This window comes from Thalassotalea sp. LPB0316, from assembly GCF_014898095.1.
GTDB lineage: Bacteria > Pseudomonadota > Gammaproteobacteria > Enterobacterales > Alteromonadaceae > Thalassotalea_G.
Map to the genome: position 1 here is coordinate 2404874 of NZ_CP062946.1, position 18727 is coordinate 2423600.

Annotated in this window: 18 protein-coding genes and 1 pseudogene; 17 read left to right on the forward strand and 2 right to left on the reverse strand. The window is 41.6% G+C overall.

What is annotated here, in order from left to right; all coding sequences use genetic code 11:
• Nucleotide 1 precedes the first annotated feature (1 nt).
• The 8 genes from aroA (at nucleotide 2) to LP316_RS10730 (ending at nucleotide 7110) form a co-directional block, all read left to right on the forward strand.
• A complete protein-coding gene (gene aroA, locus LP316_RS10695) occupies nucleotides 2-1282 on the forward strand; it encodes a 3-phosphoshikimate 1-carboxyvinyltransferase (RefSeq protein ID WP_193021057.1) in 1281 nt (426 codons plus the stop codon).
• A 177-nt stretch (nucleotides 1283-1459) separates the two neighbouring features.
• Nucleotides 1460-2137, forward strand: coding sequence for a (d)CMP kinase (gene cmk / locus LP316_RS10700; protein WP_193021059.1), 678 nt, complete (start codon nucleotides 1460-1462; stop codon nucleotides 2135-2137).
• A gap of 98 nt (nucleotides 2138-2235) precedes the next feature.
• Nucleotides 2236-3900, forward strand: a complete 1665-nt coding sequence (gene rpsA, locus LP316_RS10705; protein ID WP_193021061.1) for a 30S ribosomal protein S1 — start codon at nucleotides 2236-2238, stop codon at nucleotides 3898-3900.
• Between the two features lie 76 nt (nucleotides 3901-3976).
• Nucleotides 3977-4264 (forward strand): integration host factor subunit beta, encoded by a 288-nt coding sequence (ihfB, locus tag LP316_RS10710; RefSeq protein WP_193021063.1) that lies wholly within the window; start codon nucleotides 3977-3979, stop codon nucleotides 4262-4264.
• A gap of 71 nt (nucleotides 4265-4335) precedes the next feature.
• Nucleotides 4336-4560: a lipopolysaccharide assembly protein LapA domain-containing protein gene (locus LP316_RS10715; protein WP_193021065.1), complete on the forward strand. Its 225-nt coding sequence runs from the start codon at nucleotides 4336-4338 to the stop codon at nucleotides 4558-4560.
• 18 nt (nucleotides 4561-4578) lie between these two features.
• Complete coding sequence (gene lapB / locus LP316_RS10720) at nucleotides 4579-5748, forward strand: lipopolysaccharide assembly protein LapB (RefSeq protein ID WP_193021067.1); 1170 nt, start codon at nucleotides 4579-4581, stop codon at nucleotides 5746-5748.
• 233 nt (nucleotides 5749-5981) lie between these two features.
• On the forward strand, nucleotides 5982-6680 hold the full coding sequence (gene pyrF, locus LP316_RS10725; protein WP_193021069.1) for an orotidine-5'-phosphate decarboxylase: 699 nt from the start codon (nucleotides 5982-5984) through the stop codon (nucleotides 6678-6680).
• Between the two features lie 127 nt (nucleotides 6681-6807).
• On the forward strand, nucleotides 6808-7110 hold the full coding sequence (locus tag LP316_RS10730; RefSeq protein ID WP_193021071.1) for a ComEA family DNA-binding protein: 303 nt from the start codon (nucleotides 6808-6810) through the stop codon (nucleotides 7108-7110).
• Between the two features lie 75 nt (nucleotides 7111-7185).
• Here LP316_RS10730 and rne read toward each other — a convergent pair.
• Nucleotides 7186-10164, reverse strand: a pseudogene (rne, locus tag LP316_RS10735) (ribonuclease E).
• Nucleotides 10165-10740: 576 nt separating this feature from the next.
• Here rne and rluC point away from each other — a divergent pair.
• Nucleotides 10741-11694: a 23S rRNA pseudouridine(955/2504/2580) synthase RluC gene (rluC, locus tag LP316_RS10740; RefSeq protein WP_193021073.1), complete on the forward strand. Its 954-nt coding sequence runs from the start codon at nucleotides 10741-10743 to the stop codon at nucleotides 11692-11694.
• A 60-nt stretch (nucleotides 11695-11754) separates the two neighbouring features.
• On the opposite strand, the gene LP316_RS10745 is transcribed toward rluC, so the two are convergent.
• A complete protein-coding gene (locus tag LP316_RS10745) occupies nucleotides 11755-12345 on the reverse strand; it encodes a Maf family protein (RefSeq protein ID WP_193021075.1) in 591 nt (196 codons plus the stop codon).
• A gap of 119 nt (nucleotides 12346-12464) precedes the next feature.
• Between LP316_RS10745 and yceD the strand changes: the two genes are divergently transcribed.
• From yceD to fabF, 8 genes are all read left to right on the forward strand, one after another.
• A complete protein-coding gene (gene yceD / locus LP316_RS10750; protein WP_193021077.1) occupies nucleotides 12465-12977 on the forward strand; it encodes a 23S rRNA accumulation protein YceD in 513 nt (170 codons plus the stop codon).
• A gap of 40 nt (nucleotides 12978-13017) precedes the next feature.
• Nucleotides 13018-13188: a 50S ribosomal protein L32 gene (gene rpmF / locus LP316_RS10755; protein WP_193021079.1), complete on the forward strand. Its 171-nt coding sequence runs from the start codon at nucleotides 13018-13020 to the stop codon at nucleotides 13186-13188.
• 40 nt (nucleotides 13189-13228) lie between these two features.
• A complete protein-coding gene (plsX, locus tag LP316_RS10760; protein ID WP_413470677.1) occupies nucleotides 13229-14227 on the forward strand; it encodes a phosphate acyltransferase PlsX in 999 nt (332 codons plus the stop codon).
• Between the two features lie 7 nt (nucleotides 14228-14234).
• Nucleotides 14235-15194, forward strand: a complete 960-nt coding sequence (locus LP316_RS10765) for a beta-ketoacyl-ACP synthase III (RefSeq protein ID WP_193021084.1) — start codon at nucleotides 14235-14237, stop codon at nucleotides 15192-15194.
• A gap of 12 nt (nucleotides 15195-15206) precedes the next feature.
• Nucleotides 15207-16142, forward strand: coding sequence for an ACP S-malonyltransferase (gene fabD, locus LP316_RS10770; RefSeq protein ID WP_193021087.1), 936 nt, complete (start codon nucleotides 15207-15209; stop codon nucleotides 16140-16142).
• A gap of 7 nt (nucleotides 16143-16149) precedes the next feature.
• Nucleotides 16150-16884, forward strand: coding sequence for a 3-oxoacyl-ACP reductase FabG (gene fabG, locus LP316_RS10775; RefSeq protein ID WP_193021090.1), 735 nt, complete (start codon nucleotides 16150-16152; stop codon nucleotides 16882-16884).
• Nucleotides 16885-17049: 165 nt separating this feature from the next.
• Nucleotides 17050-17283: an acyl carrier protein gene (acpP, locus tag LP316_RS10780; protein WP_193021092.1), complete on the forward strand. Its 234-nt coding sequence runs from the start codon at nucleotides 17050-17052 to the stop codon at nucleotides 17281-17283.
• A 118-nt stretch (nucleotides 17284-17401) separates the two neighbouring features.
• Nucleotides 17402-18637, forward strand: coding sequence for a beta-ketoacyl-ACP synthase II (gene fabF / locus LP316_RS10785; RefSeq protein WP_193021095.1), 1236 nt, complete (start codon nucleotides 17402-17404; stop codon nucleotides 18635-18637).
• The last annotated feature ends 90 nt before the right edge of the window (nucleotides 18638-18727 follow it).

Genomic DNA, 18727 nt, shown 5'->3' on the forward strand with positions numbered 1-18727 from the left:
GGTGAAGCAATTAACATTACAGCCAATTAGAAAGATTGATGGAGAAGTGTTTTTACCTGGCTCAAAAAGCTTGTCTAACCGTGCCTTACTTATCGCCGCATTAGCACATGGCACCACAAAAATTACTAACCTGTTAGTGAGTGATGACATCAATCATATGTTGAATGCACTTAAGTTACTAGGTGTCGAGTACACAATAAGTGATTGTGGTACTGAATGCACGGTTGTTGGCAATAACGGCCTATTTAGCGTTGATGCACCTGTTGAGTTGTATTTAGGTAACGCTGGCACAGCAATGCGCCCTTTATGTGCCGCGTTGGCAGCAAGCCAAGGCGAATTCATATTAACGGGAGAACCTCGCATGAAAGAAAGGCCAATTGGTCATTTGGTTGATGCGCTGAACCAGTTAAATGCCAACATCAGTTACTTGGAAAACCAAGACTACCCACCAGTAAAGATCATTGGCAGTAAATTAGGTGGCGAAATAGTCTCGATTGATGGCTCTATTTCAAGCCAGTTTTTAACGGCTATCTTGATGGTCGCACCGCTATTAGCTTCCGACACTGAGATTGTGATCGAAGGTGAGTTAGTCTCTAAACCCTATATTGATATCACGCTAAATATTATGGCGCGCTTTGGGGTCGAAGTGAAAAACAATAATTACCAGTCGTTTTTTGTCAAAGGCAATCAATCTTATCGTGCACAAGACAAGTACATGGTGGAGGGGGATGCATCATCAGCATCTTATTTTCTCGCTGCCGGTGCAATCAAAGGTGGCGAAATAACCGTTCATGGCGTGGGCAAACTCAGCGTTCAAGGCGATAAGCACTTTGCCGATGTATTGGAAAAAATGGGGGCAGAGGTGATTTGGCACGATGAGTCGATTACCGTAAAAGGCAAACCATTGACCGCCGTTGATATGGATATGAATCACATCCCTGATGCTGCCATGACGATCGCAACAACTGCATTGTTTGCTACTGGTACAACAAGCATTCGCAACATCTACAACTGGCGAGTAAAAGAAACTGACCGTTTACACGCGATGGCAACTGAGTTGCGAAAGGTTGGGGCAACAGTGGAGGAAGGTGAGGACTATATTTCAGTAACACCACCTAAAACTTTGAATCACGCTAATATTGATACTTACAACGATCACCGCGTGGCGATGTGCTTTTCACTCGTCGCCTTAAGTGATACACCTGTTACAATCAATGATCCTGATTGTACAGCGAAAACCTTTCCAGATTATTTCGATAAATTAGCGCAAGTCTCGTACTAGAAAATTAATCGCTAGCACAGGCTATTAAAGGTTAAGCTCTAACAATGCTTGACCTTTTTTTATTTCTGATTACTCGCGTTTATTTTGTTACAGAATATTGAAATTGGCATAATGTCGAGATTTTGCCAAATAAATACCGTATAATGCGCCGAATTTTCGGCATTAGGAGAGAAATGTATGCAGGAAAGCGTTCCAGTTATCACCATTGATGGCCCAAGTGGCGCAGGTAAAGGGACAGCTGCAAAAATCGTCGCAGAGCAGCTAGGCTGGCATTTATTAGATAGTGGCGCTATCTACCGCGTATTGGCGGTCGCAACTCAACATCATCAAATTAGCGTTGAAGAAGAAGAGCCGCTCATTCCAATTGCGACGCATCTCGATGTTCAGTTTGAGGTCAATGGCGACAAAGTCAAAGTGGTACTTGAGGGTGAAGATGTCACCAAAACCATTCGCCTTGAAGAAGTTGGCGAGTTAGCGTCTAAAATCGCTGCCTTCCCACGTATTCGTGAAGCGTTATTACGCCGACAACGCGCATTTAGAACCTTACCGGGCCTCGTGGCAGATGGCCGTGATATGGGCACTGTGGTCTTTACCGATGCACCCGTAAAAATATTTCTGACGGCCAGCGCAGAAGAACGCGCACAAAGACGTTTTCAACAGTTGAAAGACAAAGGCTTTGATGTTAATATCGGGCGCCTTTTGGAAGACATTAAAGCTCGTGACGAGCGCGATCAGAACCGCAAAGTCGCGCCATTGGTGCCTGCCGAGGATGCGTTAATTATTGATTCTACTGAGCTTTCTATTGACGAAGTGGTCGCTAGAATGTTGACATTCGTCAACGAGAAATTAGCGTAATTATTTTTTACTTGAGGTAAGGATGCTTTGAGTTTTATTAACAACCCCATGAAACAATGATGTTGATTGGTTAACTATATTAGAGTTCATAAAACATTATGACTGAAAATTTTGCACAACTTTTCGAAGAAAGTTTAAAAGAAATCGAAACACGCCCTGGTTCAATCATCAAGGGTACTGTAGTACAGATCAACAAAGACAACGTTTTAGTTGATGCTGGCTTAAAATCAGAGTCTGTTATCTCAATTGACCAATTCAAAAACTCAGCTGGTGAAGTTGAAATTAATGTTGGTGACGAAATTGACGTAGCATTAGATGCAACAGATGACGGTTTCGGTGAAACTGTACTTTCTCGTGAAAAAGCAAAACGTCACGAAGCTTGGCAAGTTCTTGAAAAAGCTTACGAAGAAAAAGAAACTGTTATCGGTGTTATCAACGGTAAAGTTAAAGGCGGCTTCACAGTTGAAGTTAGCAATATTCGTGCTTTCTTACCAGGTTCATTAGTAGATGTACGTCCAGTACGTGACACTGCACACCTTGAAGGTAAAGATTTAGAATTCAAAGTTATTAAGCTTGATCAAAAGCGTAATAACGTTGTTGTTTCTCGTCGTGCTGTTATCGAATCAGAAAGCAGTGTAGAACGCGATGCATTATTAGAGTCTCTACAAGAAGGTCAAGAAGTTAAAGGTATCGTTAAGAACTTAACAGACTACGGTGCATTCGTAGACTTAGGCGGTATCGATGGTCTTCTTCACATCACTGACATGGCTTGGAAGCGTGTTAAGCACCCAAGTGAAATCGTTAACGTTGGTGACGAGATTCAAGTTAAAGTACTTAAATTCGACCGTGAGCGTACTCGTGTTTCATTAGGTATGAAGCAATTAGGCGAAGATCCATGGGTAGCAATTGCTAACCGTTACCCTGAAGGCGCTAAGTTAACAGGTCGTGTGACTAACTTAACTGACTACGGTTGTTTCGTTGAAATCCAAGAAGGCGTTGAAGGTTTAGTTCACGTTTCTGAAATGGATTGGACTAACAAGAACATCCACCCATCTAAAGTTGTTAACTTAGGTGACGAAGTTGAAGTTATGGTTCTTGAAATTGACGAAGAACGTCGTCGTATTTCATTAGGTCTTAAGCAATGTATCCCGAACCCATGGGAAGAGTTTGCTAAGAACTTCAACAAAGGTGACAAAGTTTCTGGTAAGATCAAGTCAATCACTGACTTCGGTATCTTCATCGGTCTTGACGGTGGTATCGACGGTTTAGTTCACTTATCTGACATTTCTTGGAACGGCGGCGAAGAAGCTGTTCGTGATTACAAGAAAGGTGATGAAATCTCAGCTGTGGTATTACAAGTTGACCCAGAGCGCGAGCGTATCTCATTAGGCGTTAAGCAAACTGAAGACGATCCGTTTAACAACTACACAACTGAAACTAAGAAAGGTGCAATCGTTACTGGTACAGTAGTTGAAGTTGACGCGAAAGGTGCTAAGATTGAATTAGCAGAAGGCGTTGAAGGTTACATCCGTGTAGCTGACATCTCTCGTGAACGTGTTGAAGACGCAACAACTGAGTTAAGCGTTGGTGATAGTGTTGAAGCTAAGTTTGTTGGTGTTGATCGTAAGAACCGCACTGTAAGCTTATCAATCAAAGCGAAAGACCAAGCTGACGAGCGTCAAGCAATGGACAACTTAAACCAAGCTGATGATGCTGGCTTTGCTAATGCAATGGCTGAAGCATTTAAAAACGCTAAAGGTTAATAGTTAGTCGATAGAGAGAGCAATACGCTCTCTCTTTTACCATTTTGGGCACTTAGATTAGCACTGGAGGGTCATGATGACCAAATCAGAACTTATTGAAAAATTGACAGACTCATTAACTCATTTATCACCAAAAGAGGTAGAGTCATCTATCAAAGAAATTTTGGAAATGATGGCGCAAACCCTATCAAAAGGTGAGCGTATTGAAATTAGAGGGTTTGGTAGCTTTTCATTGCATTATCGAGCGCCGCGAGTTGGTAGAAACCCTAAGACAGGTGAGTCGGTAGAATTAACAGGTAAATATGTTCCTCATTTTAAACCTGGTAAAGAATTACGCGAACGCGTAAACGCCTCATTAGCTTAATGGTATAGAATTTCTTAAAAACGGCATGCTTTAGCGTGCCGTTTTTTTTCGTAGATCAAAAGGAAAATTTGATGCGTTTAGTGATAACATTACTTATATTATTTGCTTTGTTGGTGGTCGCCTTTGCATTCGGTAGCCAGAACAACGGTATGATTACTTTAAATTATTTTGTTGCTCGTACTGAAATGTCAATTGCCAGCGCAGTGAGTTTGTTTACATTTATCGGTTTTTTACTCGGCATATTTACCACAGTATTGTGGCGTTTATTAAGCCATATGAAGAAACGTTCGAAGTAGTATAGGGTTAGGTTTTACATGCTAGAGCTTTTATTTCTCTTGTTACCAGTAGCGGCAGCTTATGGCTGGTATATGGGGCGAAATAGTATTAAGCAGAATGATCAAACTGCTAAAGCTGACCTATCCAAAAAATATTCACAAGGTATTAACTACCTACTATCTAACCAGCAAGATAAAGCAATCGCGCATTTAATTGAAACACTTCAGGTCGAAGATGAGTCAATTGATGCACACTTTGCAATGGCGAATTTATTTCGCAAGCGTGGTGAGCTTGATCGTGCACTAAAAGTTCACGAGCATTTAGTGCGCCATAAATATTTACCTGATTCGGCTAAACGAAAAGCAGCATTTGAGCTCGGTAAAGACTTTTTCAGTGCAGGGTTGTTTGATCGTGCCGAAGCAATGTTTGTTCGCTTACTCAAGTCTAAGCATTACGAACTCAAAGCACTGTCTTATTTGTTACAGATTTATCAATCAACTAAAGATTGGCAAAAGGGCATTACGCTAGAAAAAAATATCATTAAGTCTAATGATAAAAAATTATTACACGTATTGGCGAATTTTTATTGTGAATTAGCCATGCAAGCCCGATCCGATGACGATAACATCGAAGTTATTGAGTTACTTGAAAAAGCACTGGAATTAGATAACAAATCTTGCCGTGCTAACTGCTTAATGGCTGAAGTTTATGAGCAAAATGAACAATATGATCACGCGATCAATTGTTATATGGAAATTTATCAGCAAGACACCGAATTTTTTCCTGAAGTTATCGATAAGCTTGAGTTTTGTTTCGAGCAAAACAATGATCAAGCAGCATTTTTCGACTTTATTAAGAAAGTGTATAGCGAAACAGGCTCAACCTCTGCATTAATTAAATATGTTGATCTCCTTATTGCGCAAGGTAAGGTTGATCAAGCAAATCAATTTATTTTAACGGCGATGAAACGCCGCTCGACTATTCGTGGTTTCAGGCATTTTGTTAAAATGCAATTGAGTGCTAATAACACGCCGCAAGAATCAGAGAGCTTAAAAGTGATTAGAGAGCTGGTATCTGAGTACCTTAAAGTCAAGCCGCGTTACAGTTGTCGAAACTGTGGCTTTAACAGTTCAACCCATTACTGGTCATGCCCATCGTGCCATGAATGGGAGCAACTAAAGCCTGTTAGAGGCCTAGAAGGCGAATAACAAAAAATATACGAAAAAGGCTGGGAGGCTTTAAGGTTGGAAGGTTTTAAGGTAGCAAGGTTTTAAGGTCAAAACAGTGTGTCATTCCCGAGGTGTTTTAATTGGGAATCTTGTGTTAAAGGTAAAAACATTAAACTTTTAAACTTTTAAACTTTAAACACCCAACCTTATAACATTAGTCGTTATTTCCATGTATAATGCCGGCGAAATTTTAATGTGAATAAGGGCCTTACATGACAGATCCAAAAGTTGTTGTTGCTTTAGACTTTAATAAGCAAGCAGATGCGCTATCTTTTATCGATAAAATCGAGCCAACGGATTGTCGATTAAAAGTTGGTAAGGAGATGTTTACCCATTTTGGTCCTGAATTTGTTAAAACACTGAGCAATAAAGGTTTTGATGTATTCCTAGATTTGAAGTTTCACGATATCCCAAATACCGTTGCCAAAGCGGTGAGTGCAGCAGCAGACTTAGGTGTGTGGATGGTCAATGTGCACGCTAGTGGCGGTCAGAAAATGATGGAGCAAGCCAAAATAGCGTTGGAAAGTTATGGCAAAGATGCGCCATTTCTTATTGCCGTTACGGTACTTACGAGTATGTCTCGCGAAGATTTACAAGGTATAGGTATCGACATGGAGCCGCAGGAGCACGTGATGCGCTTAGCCAGCTTAACTAAACAAAGCGGGTTAGATGGTGTTGTTTGTTCGGCGATGGAAGCACAAATGCTTAAGCAAAACCTTGGTCATGACTTTAAACTAGTAACACCAGGCATTCGTCCAGCGGGTAGCAGTGTCGATGATCAAAAGCGGATAATGACACCAAAACAAGCCATTGATGTTGGTGTAGATTATTTGGTTATTGGTCGACCAATTACCAAAGCAGTCGACCCTCGAAAAGTCCTTGCTGATATAAATCAATCGATTCTTCGATAAATTATCTCTCCTTATTTGACACAATGAGTTTCTGGGTCTAAACCTAATACCAATCCGAGTTATTTATTATTCGGATTGGTTTATCGTCACTAATGGAAGTGACGAGCAAAATTAAAAGGAACTTATTATGTTAAAACACGTTTTATCCGCATCGCTTATTCTACTCGCTAGTTTATCTACATTTGCTGTAGCAGACTCTGTAAAGCCTGAACCTGTTGTTAACTCAAGCGACTCACTAACCTTAATTAATATTAATCAAGCTGATGTTCAAGCATTATCGAGCTTGAAGGGGATTGGTAAGTCGAAAGCCCAGGCGATTGTTGAATATCGTGAGCAACACGGTCAATTCAATACACTAAATGAGTTATTGAAGGTCAAGGGAATAGGGGCGAAAGTACTAAGCGCCAATGCTGGCAAAATGACGATTTGATAATGGTCTATTGGTTCTAGGCATAAAAAAACCGCAGTAACTACTGCGGTTTTTCTTTAAGCAATAAGCGGTTGATTACGGCTTAGTCGGGCCTGCGCTACTCGAGCTTGTGGCAAATGCGCGACCTGCAGCCTTCTCACTGCGCTTAACACTTGCGCGAGCATCGGCTTGCATAGCGACAATTTCAAACGTTGATTCAACGAGTTCAATGGCTGCTGGTTTTGCCATTTGAGCTGACGCTTTACCAGATGTTTTGTTCGACAGCGCTACATAATAGCTTGTTGAGCCGTTTACAGGTGTTTTGGTTTCTTGCACGGCACTTTGAGTTTCAACTTCTACTTCAACTTGCTTCGGTTCAGCTTCCTTTGCAACTTCTGCTGGTGCGGCTTGTTGTTCACTTTCAGTATCAGTTTGTTCGACAGTGGCTTTTGATTCTGCGGTTTGGCTAAAGTCGATTTCCTGCTGAACTTCTTGGCTCGCTTGCTCAGCTCGTTCAACAACTTGTTCTACCGTTACCGTTTCATCAGTGCTTTCTTGCTCAACACTATCAGCTTTTTCTTGTTCAACAAAGGGTAAATCTTGCTGAATTTCTTCAGCTACCGCTGCTGCATCTTTAGCTTCTGCACCTTCAACTTTTTCAGGCGTCGCAGGCGCTACTTGCTCTGCTACTTGTACTGGTTTAGTTTCGGTGTTATTGGTTGCTTCATCAAACACATTTTCAGCTTCAGGATAGCGCGCTTCAATTGCTTGAGCAGCATCTTGTGCATCCTGCTCTGGGTTCACATCAACATGTGTTGGTTTGTTGTCGTCTTGAGTACGACGACGCTTTTGGCCATGTGAACGCAGGTGGCGAGGAGAGCGACGGTTTCTAGAGCGCTCTGTCTTTTCAGACGCTGTTTGCTCTTCGTTATTACTATTTTCTTCAGCCGTTACATCGTCAACTTTTTGTGCCTTAGGCTTTTGTTTTGCTTTTGGCTTATGAGCTGGCTGTTTTTGCTGAGCTTCAAGATTGTTAGCTTGCTCGTTGTTTTACTCAGTTGTGTCAATGTTTTGCTGCTCCACACGTACTTTCTTACGCGTGTTACGGCGTTGGCGTCGTTCAGCAATTTTTTCTTCTTTTGGCTTTTGCTCTTTGTTGTGCTCTTGTTTACGCGTCGGTTTTTTATTACCTTGAGCAGTTTGTTTGTTTTCTTGGTTTCTATTACCTTGATCACGGCTACCCTGATCTCGACGATTTTTATTACGTTGATTGCGAGGTTTACGTTGGCCGCGGTTGTCGCCTCGGCTATCACCTTGACTACGTGACTTACGAGCAGGCTTTTTCGCTGGTTTTTCTTCTTCGCCAAATAAGCCTTTAACCCAAGACACTAGCTTTTCAATCAAGCCTTTTTCTTGCTTTTTAGGCGCAGGCTTTTGGCTTTCTTTTGCCTTTGGTTTTGAGGTTGCAGCGCGATTAGGAGCAGACATACCTTGTAATACAGGCTCGTCTTTTTTCACAGCTGACGAGTCAAACTTAGGCATTACAGCTGCTTCTACCTTTGCTTGCTTCAATTCTAAGTCATAACTTGCTTCAGCAACCGTTTCATCTTTACGAACTCGCAATACTTCGTACTGTGGCGTATCCATATTAGGATTAGGGATGATCAGTACATTAACTTTGTGTTGGCGTTCAATGTGAAAGACACTGCGACGTTTTTCGTTTAATAAGTAAGTAGCTACAGGAACAGGTACTTGGGCTTGAATATACTGTGTGTTTTCTTTAATGGCTTCTTCTTCCATTAAGCGCAATACCGACAGTGCTAGTGATTCGATACCTCGAACATGTCCAGTCCCGTTACAGCGAGGACAAACATCTTGGCTTGTTTCGCCAATTGAAGGGCGTAAACGTTGACGAGACATTTCCAATAGACCAAAGCGAGAGATACGGCCAAGTTGAATACGCGCTCTGTCTTGACGGACAGCTTCTTTCATTCGGTTTTCAACTTCGCGCTGATGGCGAACCGGTGTCATGTCGATGAAGTCAATTACCACTAAACCACCTAAGTCGCGCAAGCGCAATTGACGAGCAATTTCATCTGCTGCTTCTAAGTTGGTGTTAAAAGCCGTTTCTTCGATATCACCACCTTTAGTAGCACGCGCAGAGTTAATATCGATTGATGTCATCGCTTCAGTAGGATCGATAACAATAGAGCCACCAGAAGGTAGGCGTACCTCACGTTGAAACGCTGATTCGATTTGCGTTTCGATTTGGAAGTGAGTAAAAAGAGGCGCGTCATTCGTATAAAGCTTAACTTTACTTAAGAAATCAGGGCGTACTAATGAGATATGATTTTTAACGCTCTCATAAACCTTAGGACGGTCAACCAGTACTTCGCCAATATCGCGACGTAAGTAATCGCGAATTGCCCGTAATATAACGTTACTTTCTTGGTGAATTAAAAACGGAGCAGGGCGGCTAGCGGCTGCTTCTTCAATCGCTTTCCAGTGTTGAAGTAAAACGGCTAAATCCCATTCTAACTCTTCGTAGTCTTTACCAACGCCTGCAGTACGGACAATTAAGCCCATGCCTTTCGGCAGATCTAACTTACTTAATGAAGCTTTTAATTCACTGCGCTCATCGCCTTCGATGCGACGAGAAATACCACCTGCGCGAGGATTATTTGGCATCAGTACCAGATAACTACCAGCAAGCGAGATAAATGTGGTTAGGGCCGCACCTTTTTGGCCGCGTTCTTCTTTGTCAATTTGAACGATAACTTCTTGGCCTTCGGTCAAGACGTCTTTTATGTTCGGGCGACCTTGGAAGCTGTAGCCTTCAGGGAAGTATTCACGAGCAACTTCTTTCATTGGTAGGAAACCGTGGCGCTCTGCACCATAGTCTACGAAAGCTGCTTCTAATGAGGGCTCTATACGGGTAATTTTACCTTTATAGATATTGGCTTTTTTTTGTTCGTGACCTGGGCTTTCGATATCTAAATCGTATAGCTTTTGGCCGTCAACTAGTGCTACGCGCAATTCTTCTGATTGCGTAGCGTTAATTAACATACGTTTCATAGTTTCTGTGACCTAAATTTTGTCACAGCACACCATGTGCTTATAACACAAAGCATTTGTTATCTGTTAACAGCAGCTTGTCAGCCTCACGGGTGTCAATCTTATTACGCCATATTACGCAATAAGCTGTTATTTCAATTTGTCAATTTTACATAATAAACAGTAGTTTACTGTTTATCTTTAAACTTTATGTGGCAAAGCGTGTGCTGTGCATATACGCAGAGCTGTCTTGATCAAACATTTACTTGTTACGTTTTTCTAATAAGCACAAAGTAAATGGAGTTATCTGCGTTTAATCTCTAATAAATACCATTACGCTGGGCAAAATGTTTATGCTTTTTTCAACATGTGTTAGCGTTGAATCTTCACAACAGGCGTTCCGTTAGCATGTCTTGGTTTGCATACTAAGGTGCCGCATTTCACCTCTTACGGTTCATAATTGGCGTCGTAATTTAAAAGTTACTAATTTATTTGCATTAGTAACTTTTTTATTATCCCACTAACTATAGCGCAAAGGCAATAAATTACTTGATTTATTTAGCGAAAAACTCCGTTTTAATGTGCTAGAATGGCGAAATGACAGAAAGTAGCAAACCCCAAGTTCGGTTTTACACCATTGACGGTGATGAAGCCGGCCAAAGAATAGACAATTATCTATTAAAAACATTAAAAGGCGTCCCTAAAAGCATGATCTATCGATTATTGCGCAAGGGAGAAATTCGCGTAAATAAAAAACGAACAAAGCCAGAATACAAACTCAACGATGAAGATATTATTCGCGTTGCGCCAATTCGCATCTCTGAAAAAACCGATACCGTGTCAACTCAGCTCAATGTTGTTGCTAATTTAGAAAAACAAATTTTGTTTGAAGATGACTTGTATATCGTTTTGAACAAACCATCGGGAATGGCAGTTCACGGCGGTAGCGGTTTGAGTTTTGGTGTGATTGAAGCGATGCGAGCTTTACGACCAAAAGCCAAAATGCTTGAGCTTGTTCATCGCCTTGATAGAGACACGTCAGGTTGTCTGGTGATCGCGAAAAAGCGTTCGGCACTTCGCCATCTACACGAACAACTGCGTAATAAGCAAGTACAAAAATTTTATCATGCGTTAGTTAAAGGCAGTTGGTCAACGAAGCTAACTCGGGTGACAGAAGGGCTGAAGAAGAACGATCTTAAGTCAGGTGAGCGCGTTGTCATTGTTGATAACATTAATGGCAAGGAATCAGAAACCCGTTATAAAGTGTTACAGCAATATCAAGGGGCAACCTTAGTTCGGGCGTTTCCTGTAACTGGCCGTACCCATCAAATTCGCGTTCACTGTCAGTGTAAAGGTCATCCTATTGCTTGCGATCCAAAGTACGGCGCTGAAGACTTTGATGGAGTAATGAAAGACTTGGGCTTAAAACGCTTGTTTTTACATGCAGCGAGTATTGAGTTTTATCATCCGAAAAAAGAAGCGCGGATAAAAATTGAAGCACCGCTCGAGCCTGCTTTAAATAATGTGCTTACAAAATTGACTAAGCTTTAAGGCTGGAATGCCAGAATGCGATAAGGCAAGTACATTACAGCCTTATCGCCTTTAAGCCTTCTAGCGTTGATGCTCTAGCACATCTAGTCCTGCTTCTTTTAATAAAACATGGAGTTTAATCAAAGGTAAGCCGATTAAGCTATTCGGATCATCTCCAACTAACTTTTCAAACAAGGTAATACCTAAACCTTCACTTTTAAAACTACCGGCACATTTTAGTGGTTGTTCTGCGTCGACATATGCCTCTATTTCTTTGCGAGTTAATTCTCTAAAGTAGACTTCAAAAGGTTCTACGAGTGAATATGATTGTTTAGTGCCGCTATCAAACACACAAAGACCCGTGTGAAAAACAACTTTATCACCACTAAAGCGCATCAGTTGCTCAATCGCATTTTCTCGAGTGTGGGGTTTACCTAAAATATCGCCTTGGTGTAGAGCGACTTGATCTGAGCCGATGATAAGTGCATTGGGAAAATCATCAGCGACTGCTTTTGCTTTTTCTATCGCTAAACGTTCAACAAGCGCGATTGATGTTTCATTTTCTAACGGGGTTTCATCGATGTCTGGTTTAGCACATTTAAACGGGACATTGAGCTTTTCTAGTAAGCTTTTTCTAAATGGGGAGGTTGAGCCTAAAACAAGTGTTTTCATCGTATCTACACAAAAAGTAATCAGTTAAATGCTAATATATGGCTTAACTTGTAAATTTAAAGCAAATAGTGCATTTTTCTTTTGACACCAAGGTAGCATCGCTTTATCATGCGCGCCTTATGAAAGATCTTAAACTTCCAATAACGATAGACCCGTATAAAAGCGCTCAACGTAGACTCGAGTGTGACGGTTACTTTGAACTTAGTGGAATGGAGAGGTTACTTGGCGAATGTGGTAACACAGATGGTCAAGTCGAAGTTAAAGTTAAATTTGATGTTGATGAACAGGGGCTGGTAGTTATATCAGGCAACGGCTCAACAACAGTTTCTTTAACTTGTCAGCGTTGTAACGATTTATACGACAAGGCATTGAAAATCGATTTTTCATTTAGCCCTGTTAAAAATGAAGATGCAGCGGCTGATTTACCGTCATATTATGACGCAATAGCATTAGATGAAAATGGTGAAGTTAACTTACGCACATTGGTGGAAGACGAGCTTTTGCTTGCGATTCCATTGATACCGAAGCACGAACTAGACGATTGTAAAGCACCTGCTGACAGCGTTTGGGGAGAATTGCCGGAAGCGTTAGATAAGCCGAACCCATTTGACGTATTGAAACAACTCAAGTAGTTATATTTTAGTTACCAACCGATATTAGGAGTTTGGCACAATGGCAGTTCAAAAGAGCAAAAAATCTCGTTCAAGACGTGGTATGCGCCGTTCACACGACGCGTTAACAGCAGAAAACTTATCAGTAGATCCAGTTTCTGGTGAAACTCACCGTCGTCACCACGTAACAGCTGACGGTTACTACAAAGGTGTTAAAGTAATCGCTAAGTAAGCGGTGACCTTTGAATAATCTAACCATCGCGTTAGATGTTATGGGGGGCGATCAAGGCCCCCATGTAACACTTACTGCTGCGTTAATGGCAGTAAACCATCTTCCTCATCTTCACCTTATCCTGTGTGGAGACAGTTCAGTTATTGCTGAACACCTTGAAAAGAAACATTTTTCAGCGCATCCCCAAATTAGTTTTGTCCACAGTTCGCAAATTGTCGAAATGGACGACAAACCGGCTTATGTGATTCGTCACAAGAAAGATTCTTCAATGCGACGGGCCATTGAGCTTGTCAAAGAAGGCAAAGCACAAGCATGCGTTAGCGCAGGTAATACAGGGGCGCTATTTGGCACTGCTCATGTGTTATTAAAAACACTACCGGGTGTTGAGCGACCAGCATTAATTTCGGCACTGCCAACTCATTTGCCAAATAAGAATGTATTTTTACTTGATTTAGGTGCGAATGTGTTTTGTGACTCAAATGTCTTGTATCAATTTGGCTTAATGGGCTCAGTTCTGGCCGAAGAGGTAGATGGCATTGATAATCCGCGCATTGCGCTGCTCAACATGGGTCAGGAAGACATCAAGGGCAGTGATACCATCAAGCAAGCGGCACTGCAGTTAAAAGAAAATCCAGATATTAACTATGTCGGCTTTGTTGAAGGTAATGATATTTTTACTGACAAAGCTGATGTTATTGTGTGTGATGGCTTTGTTGGTAACGTTGCCCTTAAAACTTGTGAGGGGGTTGCTCGCATGGTGGCAACAAAGCTACAACAAAATCTCGAAAGTAGTTTTTTTAGACGAATTTTGAGCAAAATGTTAACGCTGCCAGTAAAAAAAATGTATAAATCGATGAACCCCGACCAGTACAACGGTGCAAGTTTGATAGGATTGCGGGGCATTGTGGTTAAAAGCCATGGAAATGCAAATTCACATGCTATTTTTGCCGCGCTAATGGAAGCGGTAAAAGAAGTAGAAAGACAGGTTCCAGAAAAAATACAGCATAAACTGGAGCAAAGATTATTGCACAGGCCATAAAATTTATATGTACTCAAAAATTATTGGTACTGGAAGTTATTTTCCAGCGCAAGTCCGTACTAACGCAGATTTAGAAAAGATGGTTGATACCTCAGATGATTGGATCATTGAGCGTACTGGCATCAAAGAGCGCCGTATTTCCGCAGAGCATGAAAATGTTGCTTATATGGGCGCACAAGCCGCTAAAAAAGCACTCGAAATGGCTGGCTTAGCAACAACCGATATTGACATGATTGTGATGGGAACAACCAGCTCTCATGTTGACTTACCAAGTGCAGCTTGTAACGTTCAAAAATATTTAGACTTACCACATGTGCCTGCATTTGATGTTGCAGCAGCGTGTTCAGGCTTTATCTACAGCTTAAGTATTGCAGACCAATACATTCGTACAGGTATGGTAAAACGCATCCTAGTGATAGGTGCAGATGCGCTTTCTCACATGTGTGATCCTACAGACCGCTCAACAATTATTTTATTCGGTGATGCGGCAGGTGCTTTTATATTAGAAGCAAGTGAAGAGCCGGGTATTGTCTCGACACATCTTCATGCTGATGGTAATTTTGGCCATTTATTAGGCGCTGATTCGCCAAAACGCGGTGAACCATTAACAGAAGAAAAAGCCTACATGTATATGAAAGGTAACGAAGTATTCAAAGTTGCTGTGACGCGTTTGAGTGAAATTGTTACTGAAACACTAGCGCACAACAACATGGATAAGTCAGAAATTGACTGGCTTGTTCCTCATCAAGCAAATTTACGCATTATTAAAGCAGCAGCTAAGAAACTATCATTACCGATGGATCAAGTTGTTGTCACCTTAGACAAGCACGGTAATACCTCTGCAGCAACTATCCCTACCGCTTTTGACGAAGCCGTTCGCGATGGTCGTATTCAGAAAGGCCAAACAGTTTTAATGGAAGCGTTTGGTAGTGGTTTTACCTGGGGCTCAGCACTCATAAAATATTAATAGGTTAGGTTAATGAATAATAATTTAGCATTTGTGTTTCCTGGTCAAGGTTCACAAACTGTTGGCATGTTAGCTGATTTTGCTGACGATGCGATAGTGCAAGAAACTTTTAGACAAGCGTCAGCTGCATTAGGCTATGATGTTTGGCAACTTATTTCGACAGATGAAAGTGAACAGTTAAACAAAACTGAGTTTACTCAACCTGCATTATTAACAGCAAGCGTTGCTATGTATCGCTTGATCACCGAAAAAACCGGTGTTAGCCCTTCAGCTATGGCGGGTCACAGTTTAGGTGAGTATTCAGCATTAGTGTGTGCTGGCGTATTGTCGCTTGAAGATGCGGTAAAATTAGTTGAACAGCGCGGACAATTTATGCAATCGTCAGTACCTGCTGGTACAGGTGCGATGGCAGCAGTTATTGGCTTAGCTGACGACAAAATTATTGAAGCGTGTAATGCAGCAGCCCAAGATCAAGTGGTTTCTGCAGTCAACTTCAACTCACCTGGTCAAGTGGTTATCGCCGGCAATAAAGAAGCGGTAGAGCGTGCAGGCGAGTTATGTAAAGAAGCGGGTGCAAAGCGCGTATTACCTTTACCGGTAAGCGTTCCATCACACTGTGCATTAATGAAGGATGCAGCAGAAAAATTAGCGCAAGCATTTGATAGCGTGACGTTTAACGTGCCAACAACTTCGGTGATCAACAATGTTGACGTCAGGGTTGAAAGTGATGTTGAAGCAATCAAACAAGCACTGATTAAGCAATTATATAGCCCAGTTCGCTGGACTGAGACTGTGGAGCACTTAGCTGCCCATGGTTGTGAAAAAATGTTAGAGGTAGGCCCAGGTAAAGTATTGCAGGGCTTAGTTAAACGCATTAACAAAGCAATCACTTGTGTGTCGGTTAACGACAATGCAAGTGTTGATAAAGCAATTGAATTATTACAATAGGTGAACAATGTTTTCATTAGAAGGTAAAGTAGCACTAGTTACAGGTGCTAGCCGCGGAATTGGTAAAGCCATCGCGACACAATTACAACAACAAGGCGCAACAGTATTAGGTACAGCAACCTCAGAGTCAGGTGCACAGCGCATCAGCGAATATCTTGGTGAAGGTAATGGTCTTGTTTTAAACGTTACCGAAAACGACTCAATAGAAGCATTATTTGCAGTTATCAAAGAGCGCTTTGGTGGTATCGATATCTTAGTTAACAACGCTGGTATCACTCGAGACAATATCTTTATGCGAATGAAAGATGAAGAGTGGGATGACATTATTGACACCAACTTAACGTCGATTTTTAAAATTTCTAAAAATGTCCTGCGCCCAATGATGAAAAAGCGCAATGGCCGTATCATCAATATTGGTTCTGTCGTCGGTACTATGGGTAATGCTGGGCAGGTTAACTATGCAACGGCTAAAGCCGGTTTAATAGGCTTTACGAAGTCACTCGCTCGAGAAGTTGCATCTCGCGGCATTACGGTTAATACTGTTGCACCTGGTTTTATTGATACGGATATGACACAAACCTTAACTGATGAGCAAAAAGAAGGGATTTTCTCTCAAGTACCTGCTAATCGTTTGGGTAAACCAGAAGAGATTGCAAGTGCTGTAACCTTCCTAGCATCTGATGCTGCAGCTTACATCACTGGCGAAACATTGCATGTCAATGGTGGCATGTACATGGTTTAATCGTTTTGTAGCTTGTCAGCTAACAGATTTGCTGTAATCTTATACAAAACAATAAATAACAGGTTTGACCAGAAGAAAAAGCAAAACTAATAACTTGCATGGTCACCTGTTGACGAATAAACTACCCGCAATTAAAAAATTGCATTTTCTAGTAAAGGAAACAAAATGAGTACTATTGAAGAACGCGTAAAAAAAATCACTGTTGAGCAATTAGGTGTGAGTGAAGATGAAGTAAAAGCAGATTCATCTTTCGTTGACGACTTAGGTGCTGATTCATTAGATACAGTTGAATTAGTTATGGCGTTAGAAGAAGAGTTTGACACTGAGATTCCAGACGAAGAAGCTGAGAAAATTACTACAGTTCAAGCTGCAATTGATTACGTAAAAGCGAATCAATAAAAATTAAAGAATCAGGCGGTATTAACCGCCTGATTTGTTTCTAGCTTCGGTAAACCTTATCCGAAGACAAGTCGTATAACCCTTCAAATTTTTAACTCTATCGGAGGCAACTCAGCCAATGCGTCGTGTTGTAGTTACCGGTTTTGGTATGTTATCCCCACTTGGCAACTCTGCTCAAACTACGTGGGAAAATTTACTGCTTGGTAAAAGCGGTATTGATTATATTGACCATTTTGATGTTTCAAACTTTTCGACTAAATTCGCTGGTCTGGTAAAAGGCTTCAACGGCGAAGATTATGGCATTTCACGAAAAGATGCGAAAAAAATGGATTTGTTCATTCAGTATGGCGTTGCAGCGGGTAGCCAAGCAATGGCTCATGCTGGATTAGAAGTTACTGATGAAAATGCTAGTCGCATTGGTGTGGCAATTGGTTCAGGGATTGGTGGTCTTACGCTAATCGAAGAAAACCATAAAAAATACCTTGAAGGCGGTGTGCGCAAGCTTTCACCCTTCTTTTGTCCATCGACGATATTAAATATGGTTGCTGGTCAGTTATCAATCAAGCATGGCTTGAAAGGACCAAACTTAGCTATTGTTACGGCCTGTACATCGGGTGTTCACAATATTGGCCACGCCGCTCGAATGATTGCCTATGGCGATGCGGATGCTATGTTGGCTGGTGGCGCAGAAAAAGCGTCAACAGAATTGGGAATTGGTGGTTTCGCTGCAGCTAGAGCATTATCGACCCGCAATGATTCTCCGCAGACAGCTTCACGCCCTTGGGATAAAGACCGAGATGGTTTTGTCTTAAGTGATGGTGCGGGTGTCGTTGTGCTAGAAGAGTATGAACACGCTAAAGCACGTGGTGCAAATATTTATGCAGAATTAATTGGTTTCGGCATGAGTGGTGACGCTCATCATATGACCTCACCGCCGCCAGATGGCGCAGGTGCAGCCCAAGCAATGGCGAATGCCCTGAATGATGCCAAGATAAATGCAGAGCAAGTTGGTTATATCAACGCTCATGGCACCTCAACACCAGCGGGTGATGTTGCCGAAGCCAGTGCAGTGAAAACCATTTTTGGCCAACACGCGAAAGATGTCATGGTTGGCTCGACAAAGTCGATGACAGGGCACTTGTTAGGTGCAGCCGGAGCCGTTGAAGCAATCTTTACAGTGCAAGCGATCGCTGAAGGTAAAGTTCCGCCAACCATTAATATTGAGAACCAAGATGAAGCTTGTGATCTCGATTTCATTAAAGATGGCGCACGTGACGTAAATCTAGAGTACGCATTGTGTAATTCTTTTGGTTTTGGTGGCACAAACGGCTCTTTATTGTTCAAAAAGGTCTGATCCTAAATAAAACAACAGCGATTAAGTAAATAATTGCTTGAATTCAAAATCTTAAGCCTAAATACTAGCTGTAGTATTTAGGCTTTTTTG